Here is a 26,637-nt window from a genome sequence, read left to right as displayed (position 1 = left end):
GCAGGAGAGGGGCCGGGGCCGCTCGGACCCCGGTCCCTGTCCCCGCTGCCTCGCTACTGCTGCGGCCGGTCCCTGAGCGCCTCGATGTGCTGGACGACGCTGTCGGGTCCGGGGGACATCAGGTGTTCATGGCCGTCGGGGAAGCGGAGCCGGTACGGAGGAGCGCCCCCGTCCCCGAGTACCTCGATGATCTCGGCGACCCGGTCGTGCTGTCCCACGGTCCTGCCGTGCATCAGCAGCCGGTCGCCCGCGTGTGCCTCCATGGGGTGACCTCCTCACGGGGTGGCGGTCTGCGTATCCGCATGTCCCGCGTGTCCGCGTGTCCGTACGGCCAAGTCTATGACCGTACGGGCCCGCTTTCCCCTGCCCGCCGGGCCCGGGCCGCCCTGCTCCGGCCCGTCCGCTGGGTGGCGGCGATGCACACCAGCACCGCGACCGCCGCGAGGGGAGCCGCCGCCGACACCTCCTCGCCGAGCAGCAGGACGGACCACGCGAGCGTCAGCAGCGGCTGGGCGAGCTGGAGTTGGCTGGCCCGGGGGACACCGATCCGGGCCATGCCCTTGTACCAGACGTACAGCCCGAAGAAGGTCGATCCGGCGGCCACCCAGACCAGGCCCAGGACGCCGTGGGCGGTGAGGTGGACCGGCTCCAGCGGCAGGGCCACCGCGCTGCCCGCCACCGCGAACGGCAGGCACAGCATCAGCGCCCAGCCGATCACCTGCCACCCCGGCATCACCCGCGCCAGCCGGCCGCCCTCGGTGTACCCGGCCGCGCAGACCAGCAGCGCGCCGAAGAGATACAGATCGCCCGGGGCCAGGGCCCCGCCGCTCTGCTGCACGGTGAAGCCGATGACGACGGCCGCACCGGCGAGGGCCGCGACCCAGAACGTACGGGAGGGGCGCTCCCCGGTACGCAGGGACCCCAGCACCGCCGTGGTCAGCGGCAGCAGCCCCACGACCACGGCCGCGTGCGAGGTGGTGGAGGTCTGGAGGGCCAGTGTCGTCAGCAGCGGGAACCCCACCACCACCCCGCCCGCCACCACCGCGAGCCCGCCCCAGTGGCGGCGCTCGGGCACCGGGGCCCGGACGGCCAGCAGAAAGCCGCCCGCGATCAGGGCGGCGAGCGTGGAGCGCAGGGCGACGAGGGACCAGGGGCCGAAGCTCTCCAGGCCCCAGGCGGTGGAGGGGAAGGTCAGCGAGAACGCCACGACCCCGAGTGCGGCGAGGAGCGTGCCCTGGCGGCGGGCGGGGTCCTTGGCGGTGGGTGCCGGTGTGTCCGTGCCGGGCGTCGGTGAGGTCTCCGTACCGGGGAGGGCGGGTGCCTCGGCGGTGTGAGGCGGCGCGTACGGGGGTGGGGTCGTGCCCGGAGCCGGGGCGGTGCCCGCGGTCGGCGCCGGGGCTGTGGCCGAGGCCGGGGCGGTCTCCGTACCACCGTCGACCGCTATCGTTCCGGAACCGGTAGCGCTATCCTGTGCTCTCATGCAAGAGCGTAGCAGCGTCGCCGAACTGGCCGCCTCCCTGCGGGCCGAGCTCAACCGCTACTCACCTGGTGGAAAGCTGCCGTCCAGTCGTGCGCTCGTCGAGCGGTTCCGGGTCAGCCCGGTCACCGTCTCCCGTGCCATCGCCCAGCTCGCGGCCGAGGGGCTCGTCACCACCCGGCCCGGCTCCGGCGCCTTCCGGGCCGAACCGCGTGCCGAGGTGCCCGCACCCGGTGACACGTCCTGGCAGGAGGTGTCCCTCAGCGGCGACGGCGGACCCGAGGTCGTGCCCCGTACGGTCGACGCCTCCGGAGTCCTGGCCACCCTCGCCGCGCCACCGCCCGGCACCATCGAGTTCAACGGCGGCTATCTCCACGCCGACCTCCAGCCCGAGCGGGCCCTCTCCGCCGCGCTGGCGAGGGCCGGCCGCCGCCCCGGCGCCTGGGGCCGCCCGCCCACGGACGGGCTGCCCGAACTGCGCTCCTGGTTCGCCCGCGAGATCGGCCCCGCCGTCTCCGGCGCCGACGTCCTCATCACCGCGGGCGGCCAGAGCGCGCTGGCCACCGCCCTGCGCGCCCTCGCCCCGCCCGGCGCCCCGGTCCTCGTCGAGTCGCCCACCTACCCCGGGATGCTCGCGGTCGCCCGCGCCACGGGGCTGCGGCCCATCCCGGTCCCCATGGACGCGGACGGGGTCCGCCCCGAGCTGCTCGCCGACGCGTTCCGCGCCACCGGAGCCCGGGTCCTCGTCACCCAGCCGCTCTTCCAGAACCCCACCGGGGCCACCCTCGCCCCCGCCCGCAGACCCGAGGTGCTGGCGATCGCACGGGCGGCCGGGGCGTTCGTCATCGAGGACGACTTCGCCCGGCGGCTCGTCCACGAGGACGCCGGACCGCTCCCGCCGCCGCTGGCCGCCGAGGACCCGGACGGGGTGGTCGTCCACGTCTGCTCCCTCACCAAGGTCACCTCGCCCAGCCTCCGGGTCGGCGCCCTGGCCGCCCGGGGCCCGGTCCTCGAACGCCTCCGCGCCATCCAGGTCGTCGACAGCTTCTTCGTACCGAGGCCGCTCCAGGAGGCCGCGCTCGAACTCGTCGGCTCCCCGTCCTGGGGCCGCCACCTGTCGGCGGTGGCGGCGGAGCTGCGGAACCGCCGTACGGTGATGGCCGCCGCCCTCCGCTCCGCCCTGCCCGCCCTCGCGCTGCCCCACGTCCCGGCGGGCGGCGGCAGCCTCTGGCTCCGCATCCCCGCGACCGGCGCGGGAACCGGCCCCGACGAGTCCGCCCTCACCTCCGCCGCCCTGCGGGCCTCGGTCGCCATCGCCCCGGGCAGCGCGTACTTCTGCGCCGAACCCCCGGCCGGGCACGTACGGCTGAGCTTCGCGGCGGTCTCCGGAGCGGCCGAGATCGCGGAGGGCGTGCGCCGGCTCCGTACGGCGTACGACGGGCTGGGGACGCCCGGGAGCTGACGGGGCGGGCCGGGCGGGGCGCGTTCGGGCTGCGGGCCCGGGGGAGCGGGGTGTGCCTGGGCCGAGCGGAGCCCGCGTACGGGCCGTGCACCCGGCGCCGATCGGGCGCTTTCCCCGGCCCCGCCCACCGGCGCCCTCTTGACCGGACACGCGTTCGGCACCACCATCCGGCCATGACGCATCGGGTCACCCTGGTCGCGGCGGCGCGTACCTCGCCCCGTCTGGCCGAGCGCTTCGACGACGACCGGCCGCTCGATCACGCGGGCTGGCACGAGGTGCAGCTCGTCGCTCACACGCTGGTTCCGCTCGGGGCGGCCGAACTGCGCTACTGCTCGCCCACCCCGCGCAGCCGTGCCACCGGCGACGCGCTCGGCTACGCCCCGATGGCCCAGCCCGCCCTGCGCGACTGCGACATGGGGCGTTGGCGCGGGATGACCCTGGCCGAGGTGGCCGCCCGTGAACCGGCCGCCGTCGACGCCTGGTTCGCCGACCCGGGCAGCGCCCCGCACGGCGGGGAGCCCCTCCTCGGCTTCATCGGGCGGATCGGGGGCTGGCTGGACACCCGCCCGGCCTGCGACGGCCTCATCGTCGCGGTCGCCGAACCCGCCGTGATCCGCGCCGCCCTCGTCTACGCGCTGAACGTGCCGCCGACGGCGTACTGGAACATCGACGTCCGCCCGCTCTCCACCATCACGCTCGCGGGCTCGCCCGGCCGCTGGAGCCTGAGCCTGGAGTCCGGCATCCGCTGACTCCGGTTGACTCCGGTGCTCCGGAGGTGGTCGGAACAGAGCATTCCGCAGTGTCGACCCAACCCGGGTTTCCCCTGCGGTTGCCAGGAATGTGAGGATGTCACCATGACAACCAAGGTCTACTTCGACATCACCATCGACGACGCGCCCGCAGGGCGGATCACGTTCAACCTGTTCGACGACGTCGTCCCCAAGACGACGGAGAACTTCCGCGCGCTCGCCACCGGCGAGAAGGGTTTCGGCTACGCCGGTTCGTCCTTCCACCGCGTCATCACCGACTTCATGCTCCAGGGCGGCGACTTCACCCGCGGTGACGGCACCGGCGGCAAGAGCATCTACGGCGAGAAGTTCGCCGACGAGAACTTCAAGCTCAAGCACGACCGCGTGGGCCTGCTCTCGATGGCCAACGCCGGACCGAACACCAACGGTTCGCAGTTCTTCATCACCACGGTGCTCACCCCGTGGCTCGACGGCAAGCACGTCGTCTTCGGCGAGGTCGCCGACGACGACAGCATGGCCCTGGTCCGCAAGATCGAGGCCCTCGGCTCCTCCAGCGGCCGTACCAGCGCCAAGGTCACCATCGCCGAGTCCGGCGTTCTCTGACCGAACCGCATCCGGCACATCCGACGGGCCCGTCGCACGCCGTTCCCCGACCTGCGCGTCGGCGGACCGGCCGCGGGCCCGTCCGCATGTGCCCGGCCGTTTCGCTGACACACGCTCCCGCCGCTCGTAAAATTTGAGGTGTCCACGACTGCGGGGGAGCCGATGCGACGCACCGAGGCCGCGCGGGAGCTCGGGGGATTCGTCCGGGAGCATCGCACCGACGGCGCCAGACGCCTGCGGCTGGCCGGCATCCTGCTGGCCATCGGCGGTGTCGGCCTCGCCTTCGGCGTACCCGTGACCATCGCCTCCTTCGGCGCCACCGACGGCGCGCCCCAACTGGCGGGCCTGCTGCTGGGGGTGGGGCTGGTCGGGCTGAGTCTCGGAGGGTGGCGGCTCAAGCAGGCGTTACGTACGAGGCAACAGTGCTTCGACGTCCATGAGCGGGGGCTGACCCACCGGGTCGCGGGCACCGCGACCCTGATCCCCTGGACGGACATCGCGGGCATCGACGCCGCCCCGGCCGACGACGGCAGCCTGCTGGCCGAGGCCCGGGGGGTGGGCTTCGGCTTCACCATCGAACTCCGGAACGCGCGGAAGATCCGGGTGGACACGTTCACCGAGGACGCGCGGGAACTGGCCGGGACGATCCACCGCGCGGTCGGCCTGGGCCAGTTCCCCCGGGGCCGGGGCCGCCGCCCCTGACGGACGGGGCGGCCCGGTATCCGTTGCTTACGGGACTCAGGCGCGCTCTGCGTCGGACTGTGCGGCCCGCTCCGCGTTGCGCTCCTTGATCCGGGCGGCCTCCTTGCGGACCTCCGCCTGGGTGGCCCGCTCCTTCTGGAGCCATTCGGGCATCTCGTCCTTGAGGGCGTCGATCTGCTCGGTGGTGAGGGCCTCGGTGACCCCGCCCCGGGCGAGCCCCGCGATGGAGACGCCGAGCTTCGCCGCGACCACCGGACGGGGGTGCGGTCCGGTGCGGCGCAGCTCGACCAGCCATGCGGGCGGGTCGGTCTGGAGGGCGTTGAGCTCGGTGCGCGAGACGGCACCCTCCTGGAACTCGGCGGGGGTGGCCTGGAGGTACACACCCAGCTTCTTCGCCGCGGTGGCGGGCTTCATGGTCTGGGTGGTCTTGTGCGACGTCATGGGTCCAGGGTATCGACCACAGGACATACCTCCGACCACGCACCCGCGGCCGGCCAGCGGCGGGGCGGCCGACCGCCTGGCGGTAGCCTGGAGCCGTGACAGGCTCGGACATCCCCTCATCCTTCAGGCTCGCGTACGTCCCCGGCGTGACGCCCACCAAGTGGGTGAGGGTCTGGCACGAGCGGCTGCCCGGCACCCCCCTGGAGCTCGTCCAGGTCCCCGCAGCCGAGGCCGGCCCGCTGCTGGCGGACGGCGGTGCGGAGGCCGGGCTCGTACGGCTCCCGGTCGACCGGGACGTCCTCAGCGCGATCCCCCTCTACACCGAGACGACCGTCGTCGTGATCCCCAAGGACCACGCCGCCACGGCCGCGGAGGAGGTCACGCTCCCCGATCTGGCCGACGAGACCGTCCTGCACCCGCTCGACGACGTCCTGGACTGGGAGGCCCTCCCCGGCCGCCCCGCGATCGAGCGCCCGGCCACCACGGCGGACGCGATCGAGCTGGTGGCGGCGGGTGTGGGCGTGCTCCTCGTCCCGCAGTCCCTGGCCCGTCTGCACCACCGCAAGGACCTCACCTACCGGCCGGTCCTGGAAGCCCCCGAGTCCCGCGTCGCCCTGTCGTGGCCGCAGGCGGAGCCCACCCCCGACCTGGTGGAGGAGTTCATCGGCATCGTCCGGGGGCGCACGGTCAACAGCACCCGGGGCCGCGCGGCCACCCCTCCGCAGCCGACGGCCAAGGAGAAGGCGAAGGCGAAGGCCAAGCGGGCCGGTACGGCGGGCGGCTCCGGGCGCAAGCCCGCACCCGGCGGTAAGCAGAGCGGCGGCGGCCGACGCGCGGGCGCCCCCAAGGCCGGTGGCGGCAAGCGCGGAAAGCCGCGCGGGCGGTAGGGGGCGGGTAGCGGGCGGTAGCGCGGCGGAGTTCCCCGGCCCGTATCCGTAGTACGCCGTCCCGGCCCGGGGCTCCGCCCGTCATCCGGCCGGTGCCCGCCGCTCGTACACCGTCACCCTCCGGCCGCGTACCTGCTGGTCACCCACCACCGCGAAGTACTTCTCCAGCACGGCGGCCTTCGTCCGGTCCCGGGCGCCCCGCACCGGCCGTGCCACCCGGGGTGCGTCGGTCACCAGCAGTATCCGCCGCTGGGCCAGCATCGCGGTGCGTATGCGGTCGGCGTCGGCCTCCACGCCCTTCAGCGTTCCGGAGTCCTTCGGGCTCTGCTCCAGGGCGATGTCCCGCAGGCCGGAGAACGCGTCGGGGGAGACGGACGCGGTGTCCCGGCGGGCCGCGGGCAGGAACAGCACCGCGCTGCCGGGCGCCTTCATCCTCCGTACGTCCGACGCTATGGCCAGTACGTCGTCGACCCGGCTCTCCGGGGACCGCTTGGCCAGCGACTGCGGCAGCAGCCCCACCGCCGCCACGGCGACCACCGCGGGGAGGACCCAGACCGACGCCCGGGGGAACCGGGTTCCGGCCGCCCGCACGGCCCGGCCGACGGTGGTACCGATCAGCAGGGCGAGGCCCAGCAGGCTGAAGAGGACGTACCGGTCCAGGAAGAGCGGCTGGACCAGGGACAGGCCGAGGAGGCCGAGCTGGGGCACCGCCAGCAGCGGCAGCCCGACCGCCGCCACCGACAGCTGTCCCGTCCGGGGGCGGTCCAGCAGTGCGCCGAGGCCGCCGATCGCCAGCAGGACCGCCGGGCCGATCAGCATGTGCCAGGTCAGGGGCGGTATCCACGACACCTGCCCGGACTGGCCGCGGCTGAAGAGGACCAACGGCAGCGCACCCGCCGTGGCGGTGGCGGAGGCCACGGCCCACCGGGACCACACCTCGCGTCCGGCCCGCGTCCACAGCAGGGTCACCAGATGCGCGGGCAGGATCATCAGCGAGAGCCAGTTCAGCAGCGCGCACGCCAGGACGGCGGAGCCGTACGCGATCCAGTGCGCGGTCCGCGCCCGCCCCTGGAGCGCGGTCACGAGCAGCAGGGTGGAGATTCCGGCCCCGGCCGCGACCAGCGCGTACGGCCGCCCCTCCTGGAGGTAGAACTGCACCGCCGGGAGCAGCCCGAGGACCAGCCCGCCCGCCAGACCCGCCTGCTTCCCGGCCAAGCGCTCGCCGATGACCGCGACACAGGCCGCCGCCACCGCCGTGGCCAGCACGGACGGCAGCCGCAGGGTGGTGGTACCGGGGCCGAAGCACTCGAACAGCCCGTGCATCAGCAGGTAGTAGCACCCGTGGACGACATCGACGTTCCCCAGCAGGTGCACCGTCTCGGCGGTGGAGCGCTGGGCCACCTGCCAGGTCGCGGCCTCGTCCCGCCACAGGCTGTTCTGCCGGGAGAGCCCCCACAGACCGAGGGCCACCGTCCACAGCACCGGGATCAGCCAGACGGGAACACGACGGCGAAGGGCGGCCGGGGGAGATGCCATGAACGTTGTTCCGACCCTCGGGATAGCGGTGCGACGACCGCGACGCGCGGCCGGTGGACAGGCGGGGGAGGGTTCCGGAACGGTCACCGGCCGTGGTGCGCACAGCCGGAGGGGCCGGAGGACCGGAAGCGTGGAAGGCGTTCCGCCGGTCCGGTCGGGTGCGCCGAGGCTTCCCCCTCGCGGGGCCCCCGGAAGTCGGCGCGATCAGGAATGCTACCCCGTCGGTCCTGCCGTCCCACCAGGGCAGTCCTGCCGTCCCACCGGGGCGGTCCTGCCGTCCCACCCGGGGCGGGTCCCCACCAGGGCGGTCGTGGTCCCGGGCGTCAACGGGGAGCCGCGGTGACGACCTCCGCCGCGCGGACGACCACGACCCCCAGGGCCACCAGATGGTCCAGGAGGCTCGGGTCGGCCGTGTCGTCGCGGTCGGGTGCGGATGCGGCGTACCGCTCGATCTCGGTGCGCACATCGGCGGCGGACATCGGGCCCTCCGCGAGACGGTTCAGGACGAACTCCTCCGCCCGGCTCAGCGGGTACAGGGCCGAGGCCGCCCGGTCGACGGCGATGGTCAGCGTCATGCGTGACACCTCGAAGACGGGGCGGGTGTCCTGCGTGGCGGGGGCGTCGAAGTGCACGGCCCCGGAGTTGGCCACATGGACCCGCTGGAGCTCGCAGTCGGTGGACAGGGCGACCGTCGCCGTGTCCGGTACGGCCTCCGCCGGGCCCGCCGGTTCGTCGGCGGCGGCGAAGAACCGGCGGAACGCGTCCGGGCCCACGTCGGCGTTGTAGAGGATGTCCTCCGGTACGTCGATCAGGGCGACCTCCGGGTAGAGGCGCTGGATGCGTTCCATGGCCGCCGCGCCGTCCGACACCTTCTCCGGTGAGGTGTGCCGGAAGTCCAGGTGGTACCAGCGTTTCCTGGGGTCGCCGAGGACGACGATCCCGTACTTCTCCGGGGTGTCGGCGATGGGCGCGCCCTTGAGCAGCCGGAACGTGCCCACGTCCGCACGGGCGATGACGTGCCGGTGGTCGCGGACGAAGCGGTAGGTGTCGTCCGCCTCCTCCGCCGTCTCGGACGGGAAGCCGCTGAACACCCCTGCCTCCACGGAGATGCCCGCCGAGCTGCACATGCGCAGGATGTTCGACATGCGCTGCCGGTCGGTGCCCTTGACCATCGCCTCCAGCACGCGCTCGTTGGCGCTCTCCATCCCCATGTACAGACGTACGCAGCCCGCCTTGCGCATGGTGGCGAAGAGTTCGTCCGTCATCCCCTTCTCGAAGCGGGCCACACCGTGCCACTTGATGTCCGTGCCCCGGTCGATCAGGGCCTCGGATATCCGTCGCAGGTGCAGGGGCAGCATGACGTCGGACTCGAACGAGAACACGTCCTCGCCGGTGGCCTTCCGGATGGTGGCCACGTCCTCGGCGATGAGCTGCGGCGAGCGCATCCGGTACGGCGTCATCTTGATGAACGCGTAGTTGCAGAAGGCGCATTTGTTGAAGTAGCAGCCGCGTGTGGGCATCAGGCAGATGATCCGCTTCGGCGCGAAGTAGCGGTCCATCGGCATCATCGTGAAGTCCGGTGTGGGCGACCAGTCCAGATGGAGCTGGTAGCTGTCGTCGAGCTGGCTGACGACATGGCCGTTCTCGTAACGGACCATGTTGGCGACGGCGGAGAGGTCGCGCTTGCCGTGCAGCGCGTCGACGAAGTGCAGGAACGTCTCGTCGGCCTCACCGACGAAGAAGGAGTCCAGCCAGCGTCCGAACCGGCCGTCCGACATCAGCACCTCCTTGCCCCAGGTGATCACCGGGCCGCCGAAGGTGAGGTGGATGCCGGGGTCCGCCGCGCGGATGCGGTCGGCCAGGATGAACGCGGGGATCAGCTGGGAGAAGTACGGGACGGACAGGCCGATCACCTTCGGGGCCGCGGCCAGCAGCGAGGGGACGGTCGCCGTCTCGAAGTACCGGGCGAGCGGGCCCGCGTCGGACCGGACGGCCGCCTCGATCTCCTCGTAGGAGTCGTAGGAGCTCGGCGAGTACGAGTACTTGCCGAACCGGACCTGCGGATGCGAGGCGGAGAGCAGGTCGCCGGCGAGGTGGAACAGGCGCTTGGCGAACAGGAGCTTCATCGGATCGTAGAAGTCGACCGGGTCGCGCAGGATGGCGCGCGCCGCGTCGATGTCGGTGATCAGCTCGGCCGCCGTACTGCTCGTCCGACCGGGAACATCCTCTCGCCGAAGGGCTTCTGACAGGGCGTCGGGCCGCCAGAGGTCGTCGAACGCCTCCAGGTTCACATCGCGCAGGGACACATCCGTGTAGCCGCCCCGCTTCAGGACCGCGCCGAGCAGCGGCAGAGCGCCGTACGGCAGCGAAGGGTCGGCGGCAGGGGGAAAGACGATCGTGATGTTCACGAGGCACTCCGCGTCGGCGAGGAGGACTGGGGCCTTCCGTTTGGGGCAGGCCGGATGAGGGCCGGGCACCGGATGAGGGCCAGGCAGGGGTGGGCGTCCGGTGCGGTGCGTCGCAAGGCGCCGGAGCGCCCTCACCGCGGAGCGCGATGCGGACATTTCGGCAACACGGCAGGGTGCCGTCCCAGGCGTCGTGACCCCCGTCATGACCCGCCGGACGCCCCCGAGAGGCGGAGGCGCAGACCCTGCGTCGGAGAGTAGCCCACGGGGTCGGGCGCGCCAACCGTTTTGGTTTTGCTCATTATCTAAGTGCAATTCGGCCAGCCCCTGCGAACGTACCGGGTTCCGTGAACGGCTGGGATTCTGTGGGTGCTCAGATCTTGTGGGAGCGCTTTGTCAGGTGGAACCATGCGTCCGGGCATGCGTGTTCGGATGCGTGCAGGGCGTCGCCCGGCCGATGGGGCTGGTGTGTGACGGATGGGCATATGCAAATCGGGGGTTGGCTTTCATGACGGGTTGGAGTACTCCGGCCTCCTTCGGCCAGGAGCGGGTGTGGCTGGCGAGCCGGCTCGATCCGCACTCCCCGGCGTTCAACGTCCCCGCCGTCGTCGGGCTGTCCGGCGCGGCGCTCGGCGCCCAGGACGTGGCGGCGGCCCTGAGTACCGTCGTACGCCGCCACGAGTCCCTGCGCACCTCCCTGGCGGAGACGGCGGACGGCTCGCTCCATCAGACCGTGCACGAACACGTGGAAGTGGCCCTGGACGAGGAGGACTTACGCTCACTGGGCCGGGCGGCGGCCGGGCGGCGGGTCGGGGAGCTGCTCGCCGAGCTGGCCGCGGCACCCTTCGACCTGGGCCGGGCCCCGCTGTTCCGGGCCCGGCTGGTCCGCCTCTCCGAGACGGACCGGCAGCTGCTGATGGTGGTCCACCACAGCGCGTTCGACGCCGCGTCGGTGGCCCTGCTGGACCACGAGATCACCGAGCTGTGCCGGGCGGCGGCGGAGGGCCGCCCCGCCGAACTCCCGCACCTGCCCGTGCAGTACGCCGACTACTCCGCCTGGCAGCGCTCCCGGTACGACAACGGCGAGTTGGCGCCGGAGCTCGCCCACTGGCGCGAGCGGCTGGCCGGACTGCCGCCCGTGCACGCCCTGCCGCTGGACCGGCGGCGCCCCCCGGTCCGGAGCGACGCCGGTGACACCGTGCGGTTCGCCGTGCCCGAGGAGGCCGCCGCCGCGGTCGCCGCGCTCGCCCGGCACGGCGGCACCACACCGTTCACGGTGCTGCTCGCGGCGTTCACGGCCCTGCTGGCGCGCACCTCGGGCAGTACGGACGTGGTGGTCGGCGTCCCCGTGTCCGGGCGCGTGCTGCCCGAAGTCGCCCCGCTGATCGGCATGTTCGTCAACACGGTCGTGCTGCGCACCGACGCCTCCGGTGACCCTGCCTTCGGCGAACTGGTGGCCCGTACCCGCGACGCGGTGGCCGACGCGCTGGAACACGCCGAACTGCCGTTCCAGAAGCTGGCCGAGGAGCTGGCGCCGGAACGCGACCCCAGCGTCTCCCCGCTCTGCCAGATCATGTTCAACTACCTCCCCGAATCCGGGAGCGAGCTGATCGACACCGGCACCGCCAAGGACGAACTCGTCCTGGAACTGGGGCCGGGGGACGGGCGGTTGAGCTTCCGCACCGATCTGTTCGACCGCCGTACCGCCCAGGCGCTGGCGGAGCGTTACGTCAGGTTCCTGGCCGCCGCCTCGCCGGGCACCCGGCTGTCGGAGCTGCCGCTGACCGGCCCCGGTGAGGAGCGGTCGACGGACGCCCGGGGGCCGCGCCGGGAGCTGCCGCCCGGGCTGGTGCCGGAGCTGTTCGAGGCCCGCGCCGCCGCGCACCCCGACGCCCCGGCACTGGTCGACGGCGGCCTCCGGCTGAGCTACGCCGAGCTGAACGGCCGCGCCAACCGGCTCGCCCGGCTGCTCGTCCGGCGTGGCGCGGGCCCCGAACGGCGGATCGCCCTGATCCTCCCGAGGTCCGCGGAGATGGTCGTCGCGGTGCTCGCCGTGTTCAAGGCCGGTGCCGCCTACGTACCGATCGACCCCGAACTCCCGGCCGCCCGGAAGGAGTTCCTGCTCACCGACTCCGCGCCCGCACTCGTCCTCACCCGCACCGCGACGGCGGACCGGGAGGTGTCCGGGGTCCCGGTGCTGGCGCTGGACGACCCGGCGGTGCTCGCCGAGCTGGCGGGCGCGGCCGGGGCTGATGTGGTCGGGGCCTGTGCGGCTGGGACCGATGTGGCTGGGGCCGGTGCGTCCGGTATCGACGCGGCCGGGACCGGCGCCCCCCGGACCGCCGACCCCCGGGCCGTTGCGTCCGGGACCGCTGCGGCCGACCTCACCGATGCCGACCGGGGCGCCCCGCTGCGGCCGGACGGCCTCGCCTACGTGCTGTACACCTCCGGGTCGACCGGCCGCCCGAAGGGTGTGATGGTCCCGCACTCCGGGCTGAGCAACCTCGCCCACGCCCATATCGACCTGCTCTCCATCGGGCCGCACGACCGCGTGGCCAACCGCTCGGCCTGGTCCTTCGACATCTCGGTGCTGGAGCTCGTCTCGACCCTCGTCGCCGGTGCCGCGCTCGTCGTGACCCGGCACGAACCAGCTCTGCTCGGAACGGAGTTGGCCGACTGGCTGCGCCGGTACGAGGTGACGCACCTGCTGGCCCCGACCCCCGTCGTGACCACCCTCCCGGCCGGTCCGCCGCCCGCGCTCCGGGTGGTCTTCACCGGCGGTGAGGCGTGCCCGGCCGAGCTCGTCGCACGGCTGGGGTCCGATGTGTCGTTCGTCAACGGCTACGGCCCGACCGAGACCACCGTCGTCGCCACCACCTGGCCGGGCCGCAGGCAGCCGCCGACCGCCGTCGCGCCGATCGGGCGACCGCTGCCGAACACCGCCTGCCATGTCCTGGACGACCGGCTGCGCCCGGTGCCGCCCGGTGTCCCCGGCGAGCTGTACGTCGCGGGCCCCCATGTCGCCCGCGGCTACACCGGCCGGGCGGGGCTGACCGCCGGGCGGTTCGTGGCCGACCCGTTCGGCGGGCCGGGCGCCCGCATGTACCGGACCGGCGACCGGGTGCGCCGCAACCACGACGGCGAGCTGGAGTTCCTCGGCCGGACCGACCGGCAGGTCAAGATCCGGGGCTACCGGATCGAACCGGGCGAGATCGAGACCGCGCTGACCGAACGCGCCGGGGTCCGGCAGGCCGTCGCCGTCGTCGCCGATGCCCCGCGACGGCTGATCGCCCACGTGGTGCCCGAACCCGGGGTCCGGCTGGATGCCGAGGGGCTCCGCGACGAGCTGGCCGAGGTGCTGCCCCGCTACCTGGTACCGGCGCGGATCACCGTACTGGAGGCGCTGCCGTTGCTCCCCAACGGCAAGCTCGACCGGGCCGCGCTGCCCACCCCGCCCCCCGCCCGCCCCGCGACCGGCCGCAGGCCCGCCACCGAACAGGAGGCGGTGCTCTGCGCCGCCGTGGCGCAGGCCCTGCGACTGGACGGGGCAGGCCACGACGACGACTTCTTCCAGCTCGGCGGCGACAGCATCACCGCGATCAGCCTGGTGGCCCGGGCGCGCGCCGCCGGACTGCGGATCACCGCACGCCAGGTCTTCCAGCACCGCACCCCCGCCGCCCTGGCCCGGGTCGCGGTCCGGGCCGACGAGCACGCGCGGACCGGCGGCGAAGAGGCCCCGCTCGTCCGCCTGGACGCCGCCGACCGCGACCGGCTGGCCGCCCGCCACCCCGGCCACCACGACGTACTGCCGCTCTCGCCGTTGCAACAGGGGCTGCTCTTCCACGCCCAGTACGACGACGGGTCCCCCGACGTCTACACCGTGCAGCTGGTCCTCGACCTCGCCGGCCGCCCGGACACCGACCGGCTGCGCGCCGCCGGAACCGCCCTGCTGGACCGCCACCCCAACCTGCGCGCGGGGTTCTGGACCGAGGGCTCGCAGCTGGTGCAGGTGATCCCTGCCCCCGGGCCCATGCCCTGGCAGGAGCTCGACCTGCGCCCGCTCGACGGAGCCCGCCGGGAGGAGGCGGCACGCTCCTTCCTCGCCGAGGACCGGGCACGCCGGTTCGACCTCTCCGCACCCCCGCTGATCCGCATGAGCCTGCTGCGGCCGGCCGACGACCGGCACCGGCTCGTCCTCACCTGCCACCACATCCTCATGGACGGCTGGTCCATGCCGATGCTCCTCGACGAACTGCTCACCGGCTACGCGGGAACCCCGCAGCTCCCGCCGCCGCCCGCCTTCCGGGACTACCTCGCCTGGCTGGCCGCACAGGACCCGGAACGGTCCCGGGCGGCCTGGCGCCGCGCCCTGGACGGAGCGCGCCCCTGCGCCGTCGCACCGGCCGAGGCCGCCACCCGGCTGCCCGCAACCCCCCGGAGGGTGGACCTGCCGTTCTCCGAGGCGGACACCACCGCGCTCACGGCCGCGCTGCGTGCCACCGGGGTCACCCTCAACACCCTGGCGCAGACCGCCTGGGCGATGGTGCTCGGGCAGCTCACCGGCCGCGACGACGTTGTCTTCGGCGGCTCGGTGGCGGGACGCCCGCCGGAGGTCCCCGGCATCGACCGCATGATCGGCCTGTTCACCAACACCGTGCCGGTACGCGTCCGTATCCGGCCCGGGGAGACCCTGGCCGCCCTGCTCCGGCGCGTCCAGGACGAGCAGTCCGAACTCCTGGCCCACCAGCACACGGCCCTCGCCGACATCCAGCGCGACGCGGGCGGCGACCTGTTCGACACGATGACGGCAGTCGAGAACTACCCCGACGCCGGAAAGCTCCCGGCCGGCGGTGCGGCGGACGGCCTGCGGCTCACCGGAGTGACCGTCGAGGACGCCACCCACTACCCGTTGAGCCTCACCGTGGTGCCCGGCCCCCGGCTGCTGCTGCGCCTGCAGTACCGGCCCGACCTCCGCACCGCCGCCGAGGCCCGCGCGATCCTCGCCCGGCTCCGGAGCGTCGTCGCCGCCGTGTCCGGCGCGCCGGACACGGCGGTCGGCCGGGTGGAGCTGTCCGGCCCCGCCGAGGTCACGGCGGCCCTGGCCCTGGCAGCCGGTCCGGTCCGGCCGGCCGCCCCCGTCGAGGGGCCCGCCGAACTGGTGGCCCGGTGGGCCGCGGCCGCGGGCGACCGTACCGCCGTGAGCGACGGTGACACGGTCCTCGGCTACGCGGAACTCGACCGGCGCGCCGACCGCCTCGCCCGGTTTCTCGCCGCACGCGGCGCCGGACCGGACCGCGTCGTGGCACTGGCGCTGCCCCGGTCGGCCGGTCTGGTCGTGGCCGCGCTGGCCGTGGCGAAGACGGGCGCGGCGTTCCTGTGGGCGGACCCCGCCCTGCCGAAGCCACGGCAGGCCCTGCTGGTGTCCGGCGCGCGGGCGCTGCTCGCCGTGACGGCGGCGGGGCACGGCGGGGGGCTGCCGCCCGGGCTGCCGGTCCTGGACATGGACTCCGTCCCGGACGCGGATGACGGCGTGGACGGTGCAGGTCTCGTCCCGGACGTGGATGACGGCGTGGACGGTGCGGGCCTCGTCCCGGACGTGGATGACGGCCTGGACGGTGCGGCTCTCGTCCCGGACGTGGACGCGTACGCAGACGGGGGCAGGGGCGCGGAGCCGGTTGCCGTCCCGGACGCGTACGCAGACGTTGACGCGGCGGGCGGGGCCGGGGACCCGGAGCCGTACGTCCCGAATACGTACGCAGGCACGGACGGGGATACCGCATGGGACGCGGTGGGCGGGCCCGGGGACCCGGAGTCGTACGTCCCGAATACGTACGCAGGCACGGAGGGAGACATCACCTGGGACGCGGTGGACCGGGCCGGAGCCCCGAGGCCGGACGGCGTCCGGGGCGCAGTCGCCGACAGGGCGGGCACGGCCGAGCGCCCGGAGCCGTACGCCCTCCCCGGCGCCCCGCACCACCGCGCCGCCGCGCCCCCGTCCCTCCCCGACCACCTCTCCTACGTGCTCCACACCTCCGGATCGACCGGGACCCCCAAACCGGTGGCCGTCACCCGGCGCGCCACGCACACGATGGTCCGCGCCCAGGTGGACCGCTTCGGGCTCGACTCCCGCAGCCGGATGGCGCAGCTCGCCCCCTGGACCTTCGACGCCGCGATGTCCGAGTGGCTCACCGCCATGGCGGCCGGTGCCGCTCTCGTACTGCCGCCCCAGGGCGAGCCCCTGGTGGGCGAGGCGCTGGCGCGCTGGGCCGTCGCGGCCGGGGTGACGCACCTCCAGCTCACGCCCGCCGTTCTGGCCACCCTGCCCGAGGGCTCCCTCACGGGCGTGCGGACCCTGGTCGTCGGCGGGGAGTCCTGCCCGCCGGAGCTCGTGGCGCGCTGGGCGCCCGGGCGGCGGATGGTCAACGCGTACGGTCCCACCGAGGCGGGCGACACGGTGACGCTCGCCGACTGTCTGCCGGAGCACCCCGGAGCGGGGGTGCCGATCGGCACCCCGGTGGCGAACGTCTCGGTCCATGTCCTCGACGCCGCGCTGCGGCCGGTCCCGCCCGGCGCGCCCGGTGAGGTGTACGTGGCGGGCCCCGGCGTGGCACGCGGCTACCTCGGCCGCCCGGCGGACACCTCGGAGCGCTTCATGGCCTGTCCGTTCGGGGAGCCGGGCGCCCGCATGTACCGCACCGGGGACCTGGCGTGCCGGAGAGCCGGGGGAGAGCTGGAGTTCCTCGGCCGGGCCGACCGGCAGGTGCAGGCGCACGGTGTGCGGGTCGAACCGGCCGAGGCCGAGGCCGAGGCCGCCCTCGCCGAGTGCCCCGGGGTCGGCCAGGCCGCCGTGCTCGCGGTGGGCGAACCGCCCCGGCTGGTGGCGTACGCCGCGCCCGGCGCGGGCCGGGAGCTGCCGTCGCCCGCTGACCTGATCGCCCGGCTCGCCGGAGTGCTGCCCCGCCACCTGGTGCCGTCGGTGGTGGTCCCGCTGGCCGCGCTGCCCCTCAACGCCCACGGGAAGGTCGACCGGCAGGCGCTGCCGGACCCGGGGGCGCCGCGCGGCGGTACGCGCCGGGAGCCGGGCACCGAACGCGAACGGGTGCTCTGCGCCGCCGTCGCGGACACCCTGTGCCTGGACGCCGTGGGACCGGACGACGACTTCTTCGGGATCGGCGGCGACAGCATCTCCTCGATCCAGCTGGTGGCCCGGGCGCGGGCGGCCGGACTGCGGCTGACCGCCCGGCAGATCTTCGAGCACCGGACGCCCGCGGCCCTCGCGGCGGTCGCCTCCGCCCTGCGCGCCGAGGACGGCGCCGACGTGCCGGTCGGCCCGCTGGCGGCGTGGCCCATCGCCGCCTGGCTGCGCGAACAGGGAGCGCCCCTGGACGGCTTCGCCCAGTCGACCGTCCTCGGCACCCCCGCCGGTACCACCGAGGCGCGGTTGCGGGCGGGGATCGGCGCGCTGCTCGACCGGCACGACGCCCTGCGGCTGCGGCTCTCGCCGGGGTGGGCCCTGGACATCGCCCCGCGCGGCGCGGTGTCCGCGGCCGACTGCTGGCGGCGCGTGGACGTGGCCGGGCTGGACCGGGAGGCCCTGCGGACCGCCGTCGAGGCCGAACGGGCGGGCGACGGGGGCGGGTTCGACCTGGAAGCCGGTGTGGTGCTGCGGGCGGTGTGGTTCGACGCCGGTCCGGGCGAGCCCGGCCATCTGCTGCTGACCGTCCACCACCTGGCCGTCGACGGGTACTCCTGGCGGGTGCTCGTCCCCGATCTGATCGCCGCCGTCACCTCGGCGGCGGCCGGGGAGGAGGTGCGGCTGCCCGAGGTGGGCACCTCGCTGCGCCGCTGGACGCGGCTCCTCCACGAGCAGGCCGCCGGACCGCGCCGCCGGGCGGAACTCCCGTACTGGCTCCGGGTCACGGAACCGGTCACCGCCCCCGCCCTCGCCCGGCGACCGCTGGACCCGGCCCGCGACACCTACGGCCGGGCCCGGTTCCGTACCGGATTCGTCCCCGCCGAACTGACCGCCGACCTGCTGACCGGCGTCCCGGCCGCCTTCGGAGGCACCGTCCAGGACGTGCTGCTGACCGCCCTGGCCATGGCCGTGGCCGAACACCGCCGGGAGCGCGGGGAACCCGGTGGCGCAGCCCTGCTGGTCGATGTCGAGGGCCACGGCCGCGAGGAGATCGCGGAAGGCGTCGACCTCACCCGTACCGTGGGCTGGTTCACCAGCATGTACCCCGTACGGCTGGACCTCGGCGAGCACGATCCGGCCGAGCTGTCCGACGGCGGCCCCGCCACCGGCCGCGCCCTGAAGCGGGTCAAGGAGCAGGTGCGCTCCGCCCCGGACGGCGGCCTCGGCTACGGCATGCTCCGCCACCTCGACCCCGGCACGGCCGCCGCCCTCAGGGACCGCGCCCGGGCCGAGATCCTCTTCAACTACCTGGGCCGGTTCGACGGGCAGACGGACACCGGGGCGTGGAGCCCGACGGTGGAGCCGGGCGGACCGGCCGGCGGGCTCGCCCCGGACATGGCGATGCCGCACGCCCTGGAGCTCAACGCCATGGTCGTCGACGGCCCGTCCGGCCCCGCCCTGTCCGCGACCTGGAGCTGGGCCCCCGGCGCGCTCGACGACCGGACCGCCGAACAGCTCGCCGAGGGCTGGCAGCGGGCGCTGCACGTGCTGTGCGCCCACGTCCGCACCCACGGCGGCGGCCGCACCCCCTCGGACTTCCCGCTCGCCCGGCTCGACCAGGACGAGGTCGACCTCCTGACCCGCGAGCACCCGGACGTCCTGGACATCCTGCCGCTCACCCCGCTCCAGGAGGGCCTGCTCTTCCACAGCGGCTACGACGACGGCCCCGACCTCTACACCCTGCAGCTGTACGTCGACCTCGTCGGCCCCGTGGACGCCGACGCCGTCCGCCGCGCGGGCCGGCTGATGCTGCGCCGCCACCCCAACCTGCGGGCCGCGTTCCACTGGCAGGGACTGCGCCGCCCGGTCCAGGTGATCACGGACCACGAGGACTTCGCGTGGCGGGAGACCGATCTCGGCGCCCTGGACGCGAGCGAGCGCCGGGCCGCGCTGGACCGGCTGGAGGCCGCCGACCGCGACCGGCGGTTCGACCTCACCCGGGCGCCCCTGATGCGGATGGCCTTCATCCGCCTCGCCCCCGACCGCCACCGGCTGCTGGTGACCCACCACCACACCCTGATCGACGGCTGGTCCACCCCCCTGTTCGTACGGGAACTGCTCCGGCTCGCCGCCGACGGGGGCGACACCGGCGCACTCCCGCCGGTCCGCCCGTACCGCGACTTCCTCGCCTGGCTCGACGCCCAGGACACCGAGGCGTCCCTCGCGGCCTGGACCGAGGCGCTGGCGGAGCTGGACGGCCCCACCCTGGTGGCCGAGGACAGCGGAAAGCGTCATCTCCCCGTCCGCCCGAGGGAGTTGACGGCCGAACTGGACGCGGACACCACCGCGGCCCTCACCACGGCCCTCCGCGAGCACGGGCTGACCCTCCACACCGCCGTACTCGGCGTCTGGGCCACGGTCCTCGCCCGGCTCACCGGCCGCGACGACGTGGTGTTCGGCGCCACGGTCTCGGGCCGCCCCGGCGAGCTCGACGGATCGGGCGAGATGCTCGGACTGTTCATCAACACGGTCCCGGTCCGCGTCCGTTCGCGCCCCGGGGACACCGTCACCCGGCTCCTCCGGGACATCGCCGCCGGACAGGCGGAGCTGCTCGCCCACCACCACGTACCGCTCAGCGAGATCCAGCGGACCACCGGGCACGACGCCCTCTTCGACACCGCCGTCGTGGTGGAGAACTTCCCGGCGGACCCGGACGACGACGGCACCGCTCCCGCGGACGCCCCCCGGATCGCCGGGGCGGGCGGCTACGACGCCACCCACTACACCCTCGACCTCACCGTGGTGCCGCACGAGCGGCTGCGGATCGTGCTCCGCCACCGGCCGGACACCTTCGGAGAGGCCGCCGCCGCTGCCGTCCTCGACCAGGTGGTGGAGCTGCTCCACACCCTCGTCGCCGAACCGGAGGCCCCGGTGGGGCGGTTGCGGGCGCCCGCCGACGCCGAACGGTCCCGGCGGCTCGCCGGGAGCGCGGCCCGGCCCTGGGCCGCCACTCCGCCGCTGCCTTCGGACGGCCTCCTGCCGGACCTGTTCCAGGCCCGGGCCGCCGACTGCGCCGAGCGCACCGCCGTGGCGGACGGCGACCGCTCCTACAGCTACGCCGAACTCAACGCCCGCGCCAACCGGCTGGCCCGGCTGCTGGTCGCCCGGGGGGCCGGGCCCGAGCAGGTGGTGGCCGTGGCGGTGCCGCGCTCCGTGGACGCGGTCGTGGCGGTCCTCGCGGTGGCGAAGACCGGGGCCGCGTTCCTCCCCGTCGACCTGGACTACCCGGCGCGGCGGGTGGCGGTCATGCTGGCCGACGCGCGCCCGTGCCTGGCGGTGGCCACCGCCGCGACGGCCGGAGTCCTGCCGCCGGAGATCGAACCGCTGCTGCTCGACAAGGCGTTCACCACCCGCCCGTCCGAGGCCGGACACCTCGTCGGCCTCACCGGCGCCGCCGCCTCCGTGCCGTACGACGTCGGCCCCGATGCCCTCCCCTCGGCGGACACCGGCCTCACCGGCCTCCCCCTGTCGGACACCGACCTCACCGATGCCGACCGGCTCGCCCCGCTCCGCCCGGAGCACCCGGTCTACGTCCTGTTCACCTCGGGCTCCACCGGAAGGCCCAAGGCGGTCGCCGTCACCCACACCGGGGTGGCGAACATGGCGGCCGTACAGATCGACCGGTTCGGCGTGGACGCCGACTCCCGGGTGTCGCAGCTGGCGTCCTGGAGCTTCGACGCGGCCATGTCCGAGCTGTGCACCGCCCTGCTCACCGGGGCGGCCCTCGTCCTGCCCCCCGCCGGGGCCGTCCTCGTGGGCGAACCCCTCGCCCACTGGATCGAGCAGAGCAAGGTCAGCCACGTCCAGCTGACGCCCGCCGTCCTCGGCACCCTGCCCGACGGCGCGCTGGCCGGGGTCACCACCCTCGTGGTCGGCGGCGAGGCGTGCCCCGGGGAGCTCGCGGAACGCTGGTCCGCCGGGCGCCGCATGCTCAACACCTACGGGCCGACCGAGGCCGCCGACACCGTCACCCTCGCCGACTGCGGCCCCGTCGGCGGTGCGGCCGTCGCCCCCATCGGCCGCCCGGTGCCGCGCGTCGGGGCGTATGTGCTCGACGCCGCCCTGCAGCCCGTCGCAGAGGGCGCGGCCGGGGAGCTGCACGTCACCGGGGCCGGGCTCGCCCGGGGCTATCTCGGCCGGTCCGCGCGGACGGCGGAGCGCTTCACCGCCTGCCCGTTCGGGGCGCCGGGGGAGCGGATGTACCGCACCGGCGACCTGGTCCGCCGCCGGGCGGACGGACAGCTGGAGTTCCTCGGCCGCGCCGACCAGCAGGTGAAGATCCGCGGGGTCCGCGTGGAGCCCGCGGAGATCGAGGCCGCCATCGGCGCGCTCCCCGAGGTGGCACGGGCCGTCGTGGTCGTCCGCGAGGACCGGTCCGGCGACGTCCGGCTGGTGGCCTACGCCGTACCGGCGCCCGGGGCCCGGCTGGAGGGGGCCGCCGTACGCGGGAGCCTGGCCCGGACGCTGCCGCGCGCCCTCGTACCGGCCGCCGTGGTGGCGCTCCCCGAGCTGCCCTTCACCCCCAACGGCAAGCTCGACCGCGCGGCGCTGCCCGCGCCGCCGCCCGCCGCCGCCGGAGCCCGGGCGGCCCGCACCCCGGCCGAACAGGTGCTGTGCGAACTCTTCGCCGACGTCCTGGGCGTGCCCGTGGCCGGTGCCGACGACGACTTCTTCGACCTCGGCGGCCACTCCCTGCTCGCCACCCGGCTGACCGGCCGGGTACGGGACGCCCTCGGGGTGGAGACGGACATCCGTACGCTCTTCGAGCACCCCACCCCGGCCGCCCTGGCGGCGGAGCTGGCCGGCCGCGCGGGCATCCCCGTCCGCCCCCGCCCGGAGCCCGCCGCCCGGCCGGAGCGGCTGCCGCTCTCGTACGGGCAGCGGCGGTTCTGGTTCCTCAACGAGCTCGCCGGGGGCGCGGTCAACAACAGCATGCCGCTGGCGCTGCGGCTGCCCGGCGGAGCGGACACCACCGCGCTGCGGCAGGCCCTCGACGATGTGGCGGACCGGCACGAGAGCCTGCGCACGGTCTTCCCCACCGGGCCGGACGGCGTCCCCCACCAGCACATACGGGCCGAGGGCCGCCCGCCGCTCACCACCCTCGCGTGCGCCCCCGAGGAACTGGCGGGGGCGATGGCCGAGGCGCTCGGCCACGGCTTCGACCTCGCGACCCGGACCCCGCTGCGCGCGCACCTGTTCACCACCGGGCCCGGCGATTCCGTCGTCCTGCTCGTGCTGCACCACATCGCCGGGGACGGCTGGTCGCTGGGCGTCCTCGCCGAGGACCTGTACACCGCGTACACCGCCCGGCGGGCGGGCCGCGCCCCCGGGTGGCAGCCGCTGCCGGTCCAGTACGCCGATGTGACTCTGTGGCAGCAGGGCCTGCTCGGTGCGCCGGACGCCCCCGGCAGCACGCACGCCCGCCAGCTGGAGCACTGGCGCCGCACGCTCGCCGGACTGCCCGACTGCACACCGCTCCCCACGGACCGGCCGCGCACCGCCGCGACCGGCGACCACGGCGGCACCGTCACCCTCGGCCTCGACGCCGGACTGCACGCCCGGCTGCTGGGCGTCGCCCGGCGCACCGGGACCACCCTGTTCATGGTCCTCCAGACCGCGCTGAGCGCCCTGCTGACCCGGCTGGGCGCGGGCACCGACATCCCGCTCGGCACCCCCGTCTCCGGCCGGGGCGACGCGTCCCTGGACCGGCTCGTCGGCTGCTTCGTCAACTTCCTGGTGCTGCGCGCCGACACGGGCGGCGATCCGACGTTCCGCCGACTGCTGGAGCGCGTACGGGAAACGGACCTGGCCGCCTACGCGCACGCGGACCTGCCCTTCGAGTCCCTGGTCGAGGCGCTCAACCCGGCCCGGACCCCCGCCCGCCACCCGCTCTTCCAGGTGGTGCTGTCGCTCCAGACGGCCACGGCGGCGGACGGCGGCTTCGAGGAGGTGCCCGTCGAACCGGCCACCGCCCAGTTCGACCTGTTCTTCGAGGTCACCGAGCGGCGGGCGGGCGACGGCGCACCGCAGGGCCTGGACTGCCACCTCGGCTACCGGGGCGACCTCTACGACCGTGACACCGCGCACGCGTTCCACCAGTGGTTCGGGACACTGCTGCGCGCCATGGCCGCCGACATCGACCAGCCCATCGGCCGCCCCCGGCTGCTCACCGCCCCCGAGCGCCACCGGCTGCTCCACGAGTGGAACGACACCGGGACCCCGGCGGCCCCGGACGTCGTCACCGCGTTCCGCCGCCAGGCCCGGCGCACCCCGCGGGCCGACGCCGTCATCGGCGAGAACGGCAGCCTCGGTTACGCGGACCTCGACCGGTGGTCCGACCGGCTCGCGCACCATCTGACCGGCCGGGGCATCGGACCGGGCTCCCTGGTCGCCCTGCCGCTGCCGCGCACCGAGAAGTTCCTCGTGGCCGTGCTCGCGGTGCTCAAGGCCGGGGCCGCGTACCTGCCGCTGGACCCCGGCCACCCCGCCGACCGGCTGCGCCAGGTGCTCGACGACGCCGCACCCGACCTGGTGCTGGAGGCGGTGCCGTACGAGGACGACCTCACCGCCCCCGGGTCCGAGGCGGACGGCCCGGTCCGGCCGCCGTCCGCCTCGGACCCGGCGTACGTCATCTACACCTCGGCCACCACCGGCCCGCCCAAGGGCGTTGTCATCGGCCGGGGCGCCCTCGCCAACCTGATGGGTGCCCTGAGCGGCCTCCTGCGGCTGGCCCCCGGCGACCGGATGCTGTCGGTGACCACCGCCGCCTTCGACATGTCGGTGCCCGAGCTCTACGGCCCGCTGCTGAGCGGCGCGGCCGTCGTCCTGGCCGGTCCCGGCACGGTCCGCGACCCGGTGGCGCTGGCCCGGCGGTGCGCGGAGACCTCGGTCACCGTCGTGCACGCCACGCCCTCGCTGTGGCAGTCGCTCGCCGAATCCGCGCCCGAACTCCTCCCCGTACTGAGGAAGTTCACCGGGGCGGAGGCGCTGCCCGCCGGTCTGGCCGACCGGCTGTCCGGCCCCGGCGGCGAGCTCACCAACCTGTATGGCCCGACCGAGACCACCGTGTGGTCCACCGCCGCCCGCCTCACCGGCCCGGTCACCGGACAGCCCATCGGCACCCCGCTGGCCAACACCCGGGCCTATGTGCTGGACGAACGGCTCCGGCCGGTCCCGCCCGGCGTCACCGGGGAGCTGTACCTCGCCGGGGCGGGCCTCGCCCAGGGCTATCTGCGCCGCCCGGTGCCGACCGCCGAACGGTTCACGGCCTGCCCGTGGGGGCCGCCCGGCGCACGCATGTACCGCACGGGCGACCTGGCCCGCTGGACGGCCGCGGGCAGGCTGGAGTACCTCGGCCGGGCCGACCGGCAGATCAAGCTCCGGGGCTACCGCATCGAGCCGGGCGAGGTCGAGGCGGCCCTGCTCTCCCATCCCCGGGTGGCCCGGGCGGCGGTCCTCGTACGGGAGGACCGGCCCGGCGACCGGCGGCTGGTGGCCTACGTCGTACCGGCGGAAGGACCGGCAGGGGGGCCAGCGGAGGGAGGCGGCCTCGACCACGCGGCGCTGCGCGCGCACGCGGCCCGCACCCTGCCGCCGTACATGGTGCCCGGCGCGGTGGTCGAACTCGCCGCGCTCCCGCGTACGCCGAACGGCAAGCTCGACCACCGGGCACTGCCCGCCCCGTCGCCCGCCCGCCCCGGCCTCCCCGCCCGCAGCCACCGCGAGGAACTGCTCCGCCAGCTCTTCGCGGAGGTGCTGGGCGTGGAACACGTCGGCGCCGACGACAACTTCTTCGACCTCGGCGGCCATTCGCTGCTGGCCGCCGCGCTGGCCGGCCGGATCAGGGACGGGCTCGGCGTGGAACTCGGGGTCGGCCTGCTCTTCGAGAGCCCGACCCCGGGCACGCTCGCCGCCCGGCTGGAGAGCGGCGACGGCGGGGGAGACGGCGGACGGGGACTGGACGTGCTGCTCCCGATCCGTACGACGGGGAGCCTCGCGCCCCTGTTCTGCGTGGCCCCGATCGCCGGACTCGCCTGGTGCTACACCGGCCTGCTGCGGCATCTGCACCCCGAACGGCCCGTCTACGGCCTCCAGTCCCGGATCGCGGCCCCCGGCCGCCCGCTGCCCGGCTCGCTCGCCGAGGTCGCCGCCGACCACCTCGAACAGATCCGCTCCGTCCGGCCCACCGGCCCGTACCACCTGCTCGGCTGGTCCTACGGCGGACTGGTGGCGCACGAGATCGCCGTACGGCTCCGCCAGGAGGGAGCCCCGGTCGGGCTGCTGGCCCTGCTCGACGCCCAGCCGGTGGACGACGGCCGACTGGCCGCCCCCGTCGACCCGGTGGCCGCGCTGCACCGCCTGCTCGGCCCGGAGACCGGCGCCGAACTGGCCCCCGAACTGGCCGGGGTGGTCGCCAACAACGCCCGGCTGGCCGCCGCGCACCGCCCGGGGCGCTTCGACGGGGACCTGGACCTGTTCCCGGCGACCGGCGAACCCGAACCGGCCCGGCCCGCGGCCTGGACCGGACACACCACCGGCGAGCTGCGCGTCCACCCGATCGCGTGCGTGCACGACGACATGACCCGGCCCGAGCCGCTGCGCCGCATCGGCGCCGCACTCGACGACCTGCTGAGACAGCGGCCCTGAAGACATCTCCGACGACATTTCCAACGGCATTTCCGATGAGAGCTCCCGATGAGAGCTCCGACGAGAACTCCGACGACCACTTCGACCGACAGCCCTGAACGACCCTGAGGAGAGGACCACCATGACCAACCCGTTCGACGACCCCGAAGGCCGCTTCCTGGTCCTGGTCAACGACGAGGGCCAGCACTCGCTGTGGCCCGCCTTCGCCGAGGTGCCCGAGGGCTGGACCGTGGCGCACCCGGAGGACAGCCGCCAGGCGTGCCTGGACTACGTCGAGACCCACTGGACGGACCTGCGGCCCCTGAGCCTGGTGCGGGCGATGGAGGACGCCGGACCGCCACCGGCCGCGTCCTGAGACCGCCGCCGTCCGAGCCGTCCGTCCCTCCGAGCCGTCCGTCCCTCCGAGCCGTCCGTCCCACCGCCCAGCACCTCCACTGATCAGGAGCCGGTGACCGCCTTGTCCGACCATCTCGTCCCCCTGCCCGGCACCCCGTGGAGCGTGTGGCGGCACACCCTGGTGCGCTCCGCCGGGTT

The 26,637-nt window shown here is 74.9% G+C and carries 12 protein-coding genes; 7 read left to right on the top strand and 5 right to left on the bottom strand.

What is annotated here, in order from left to right:
- Nucleotides 1-53: 53 nt before the first annotated feature.
- Nucleotides 54-263 (bottom strand): hypothetical protein, encoded by a 210-nt coding sequence (locus B7C62_04605; GenBank protein ARF71615.1) that lies wholly within the window; start codon nucleotides 261-263, stop codon nucleotides 54-56.
- A gap of 74 nt (nucleotides 264-337) precedes the next feature.
- Nucleotides 338-1,480, bottom strand: coding sequence for an EamA family transporter (locus B7C62_04600; protein ARF71614.1), 1,143 nt, complete (start codon nucleotides 1,478-1,480; stop codon nucleotides 338-340).
- Between B7C62_04600 and B7C62_04595 the strand changes: the two genes are divergently transcribed.
- The 4 genes from B7C62_04595 (at nucleotide 1,479) to B7C62_04580 (ending at nucleotide 4,993) form a co-directional block, all read left to right on the top strand.
- Entirely contained in the window at nucleotides 1,479-2,939 is a 1,461-nt protein-coding gene (locus B7C62_04595; GenBank protein ARF71613.1) for a GntR family transcriptional regulator, read from the top strand. The genes B7C62_04600 and B7C62_04595 overlap by 2 nt on opposite strands.
- A gap of 173 nt (nucleotides 2,940-3,112) precedes the next feature.
- Nucleotides 3,113-3,688, top strand: a complete 576-nt coding sequence (locus B7C62_04590; protein ID ARF71612.1) for a histidine phosphatase family protein — start codon at nucleotides 3,113-3,115, stop codon at nucleotides 3,686-3,688.
- A gap of 105 nt (nucleotides 3,689-3,793) precedes the next feature.
- Nucleotides 3,794-4,291: a peptidylprolyl isomerase gene (locus B7C62_04585; GenBank protein ARF71611.1), complete on the top strand. Its 498-nt coding sequence runs from the start codon at nucleotides 3,794-3,796 to the stop codon at nucleotides 4,289-4,291.
- Between the two features lie 162 nt (nucleotides 4,292-4,453).
- Nucleotides 4,454-4,993, top strand: a complete 540-nt coding sequence (locus B7C62_04580; GenBank protein ARF71610.1) for a hypothetical protein — start codon at nucleotides 4,454-4,456, stop codon at nucleotides 4,991-4,993.
- Between the two features lie 36 nt (nucleotides 4,994-5,029).
- Here B7C62_04580 and B7C62_04575 read toward each other — a convergent pair whose 3' ends face one another.
- Entirely contained in the window at nucleotides 5,030-5,434 is a 405-nt protein-coding gene (locus B7C62_04575) for a hypothetical protein (GenBank protein ID ARF71609.1), read from the bottom strand.
- Between the two features lie 95 nt (nucleotides 5,435-5,529).
- On the opposite strand from B7C62_04575, the gene B7C62_04570 reads away from it, so the two are divergent.
- Entirely contained in the window at nucleotides 5,530-6,321 is a 792-nt protein-coding gene (locus tag B7C62_04570; GenBank protein ID ARF71608.1) for a LysR family transcriptional regulator, read from the top strand.
- Nucleotides 6,322-6,402: 81 nt separating this feature from the next.
- On the opposite strand, the gene B7C62_04565 is transcribed toward B7C62_04570, so the two are convergent.
- Both B7C62_04565 and B7C62_04560 read right to left on the bottom strand, forming a co-directional pair.
- On the bottom strand, nucleotides 6,403-7,857 hold the full coding sequence (locus tag B7C62_04565; GenBank protein ID ARF71607.1) for a hypothetical protein: 1,455 nt from the start codon (nucleotides 7,855-7,857) through the stop codon (nucleotides 6,403-6,405).
- Between the two features lie 323 nt (nucleotides 7,858-8,180).
- Nucleotides 8,181-10,265 (bottom strand): hypothetical protein, encoded by a 2,085-nt coding sequence (locus B7C62_04560; GenBank protein ARF71606.1) that lies wholly within the window; start codon nucleotides 10,263-10,265, stop codon nucleotides 8,181-8,183.
- A gap of 190 nt (nucleotides 10,266-10,455) precedes the next feature.
- On the opposite strand from B7C62_04560, the gene B7C62_04555 reads away from it, so the two are divergent.
- Both B7C62_04555 and B7C62_04550 read left to right on the top strand, forming a co-directional pair.
- Nucleotides 10,456-26,103, top strand: a complete 15,648-nt coding sequence (locus B7C62_04555; GenBank protein ARF71605.1) for a hypothetical protein — start codon at nucleotides 10,456-10,458, stop codon at nucleotides 26,101-26,103.
- A 121-nt stretch (nucleotides 26,104-26,224) separates the two neighbouring features.
- Nucleotides 26,225-26,458 carry an MbtH family protein gene (locus B7C62_04550; GenBank protein ARF71604.1) on the top strand — a complete coding sequence of 78 codons (234 nt, stop codon included), beginning with the start codon at nucleotides 26,225-26,227 and terminating at the stop codon, nucleotides 26,456-26,458.
- Nucleotides 26,459-26,637: the final 179 nt, after the last annotated feature.

It is taken from the genome of Kitasatospora albolonga (assembly GCA_002082585.1).
GTDB lineage: Bacteria > Actinomycetota > Actinomycetes > Streptomycetales > Streptomycetaceae > Streptomyces > Streptomyces stephensoniae.
This window is presented reverse-complemented; position numbering and strand designations above follow the sequence as displayed.

Coding starts and splice junctions, on each gene's coding strand:
- B7C62_04605 (ARF71615.1), bottom strand. CDS start 263: ATGGAGGCACACGCGGGCGACCGGCTGCTGATGCACGGCAGGACCGTG.
- B7C62_04595 (ARF71613.1), top strand. CDS start 1,479: ATGCAAGAGCGTAGCAGCGTCGCCGAACTGGCCGCCTCCCTGCGGGCC.
- B7C62_04600 (ARF71614.1), bottom strand. CDS start 1,480: ATGAGAGCACAGGATAGCGCTACCGGTTCCGGAACGATAGCGGTCGAC.
- B7C62_04590 (ARF71612.1), top strand. CDS start 3,113: ATGACGCATCGGGTCACCCTGGTCGCGGCGGCGCGTACCTCGCCCCGT.
- B7C62_04585 (ARF71611.1), top strand. CDS start 3,794: ATGACAACCAAGGTCTACTTCGACATCACCATCGACGACGCGCCCGCA.
- B7C62_04580 (ARF71610.1), top strand. CDS start 4,454: ATGCGACGCACCGAGGCCGCGCGGGAGCTCGGGGGATTCGTCCGGGAG.
- B7C62_04575 (ARF71609.1), bottom strand. CDS start 5,434: ATGACGTCGCACAAGACCACCCAGACCATGAAGCCCGCCACCGCGGCG.
- B7C62_04565 (ARF71607.1), bottom strand. CDS start 7,857: ATGGCATCTCCCCCGGCCGCCCTTCGCCGTCGTGTTCCCGTCTGGCTG.
- B7C62_04550 (ARF71604.1), top strand. CDS start 26,225: ATGACCAACCCGTTCGACGACCCCGAAGGCCGCTTCCTGGTCCTGGTC.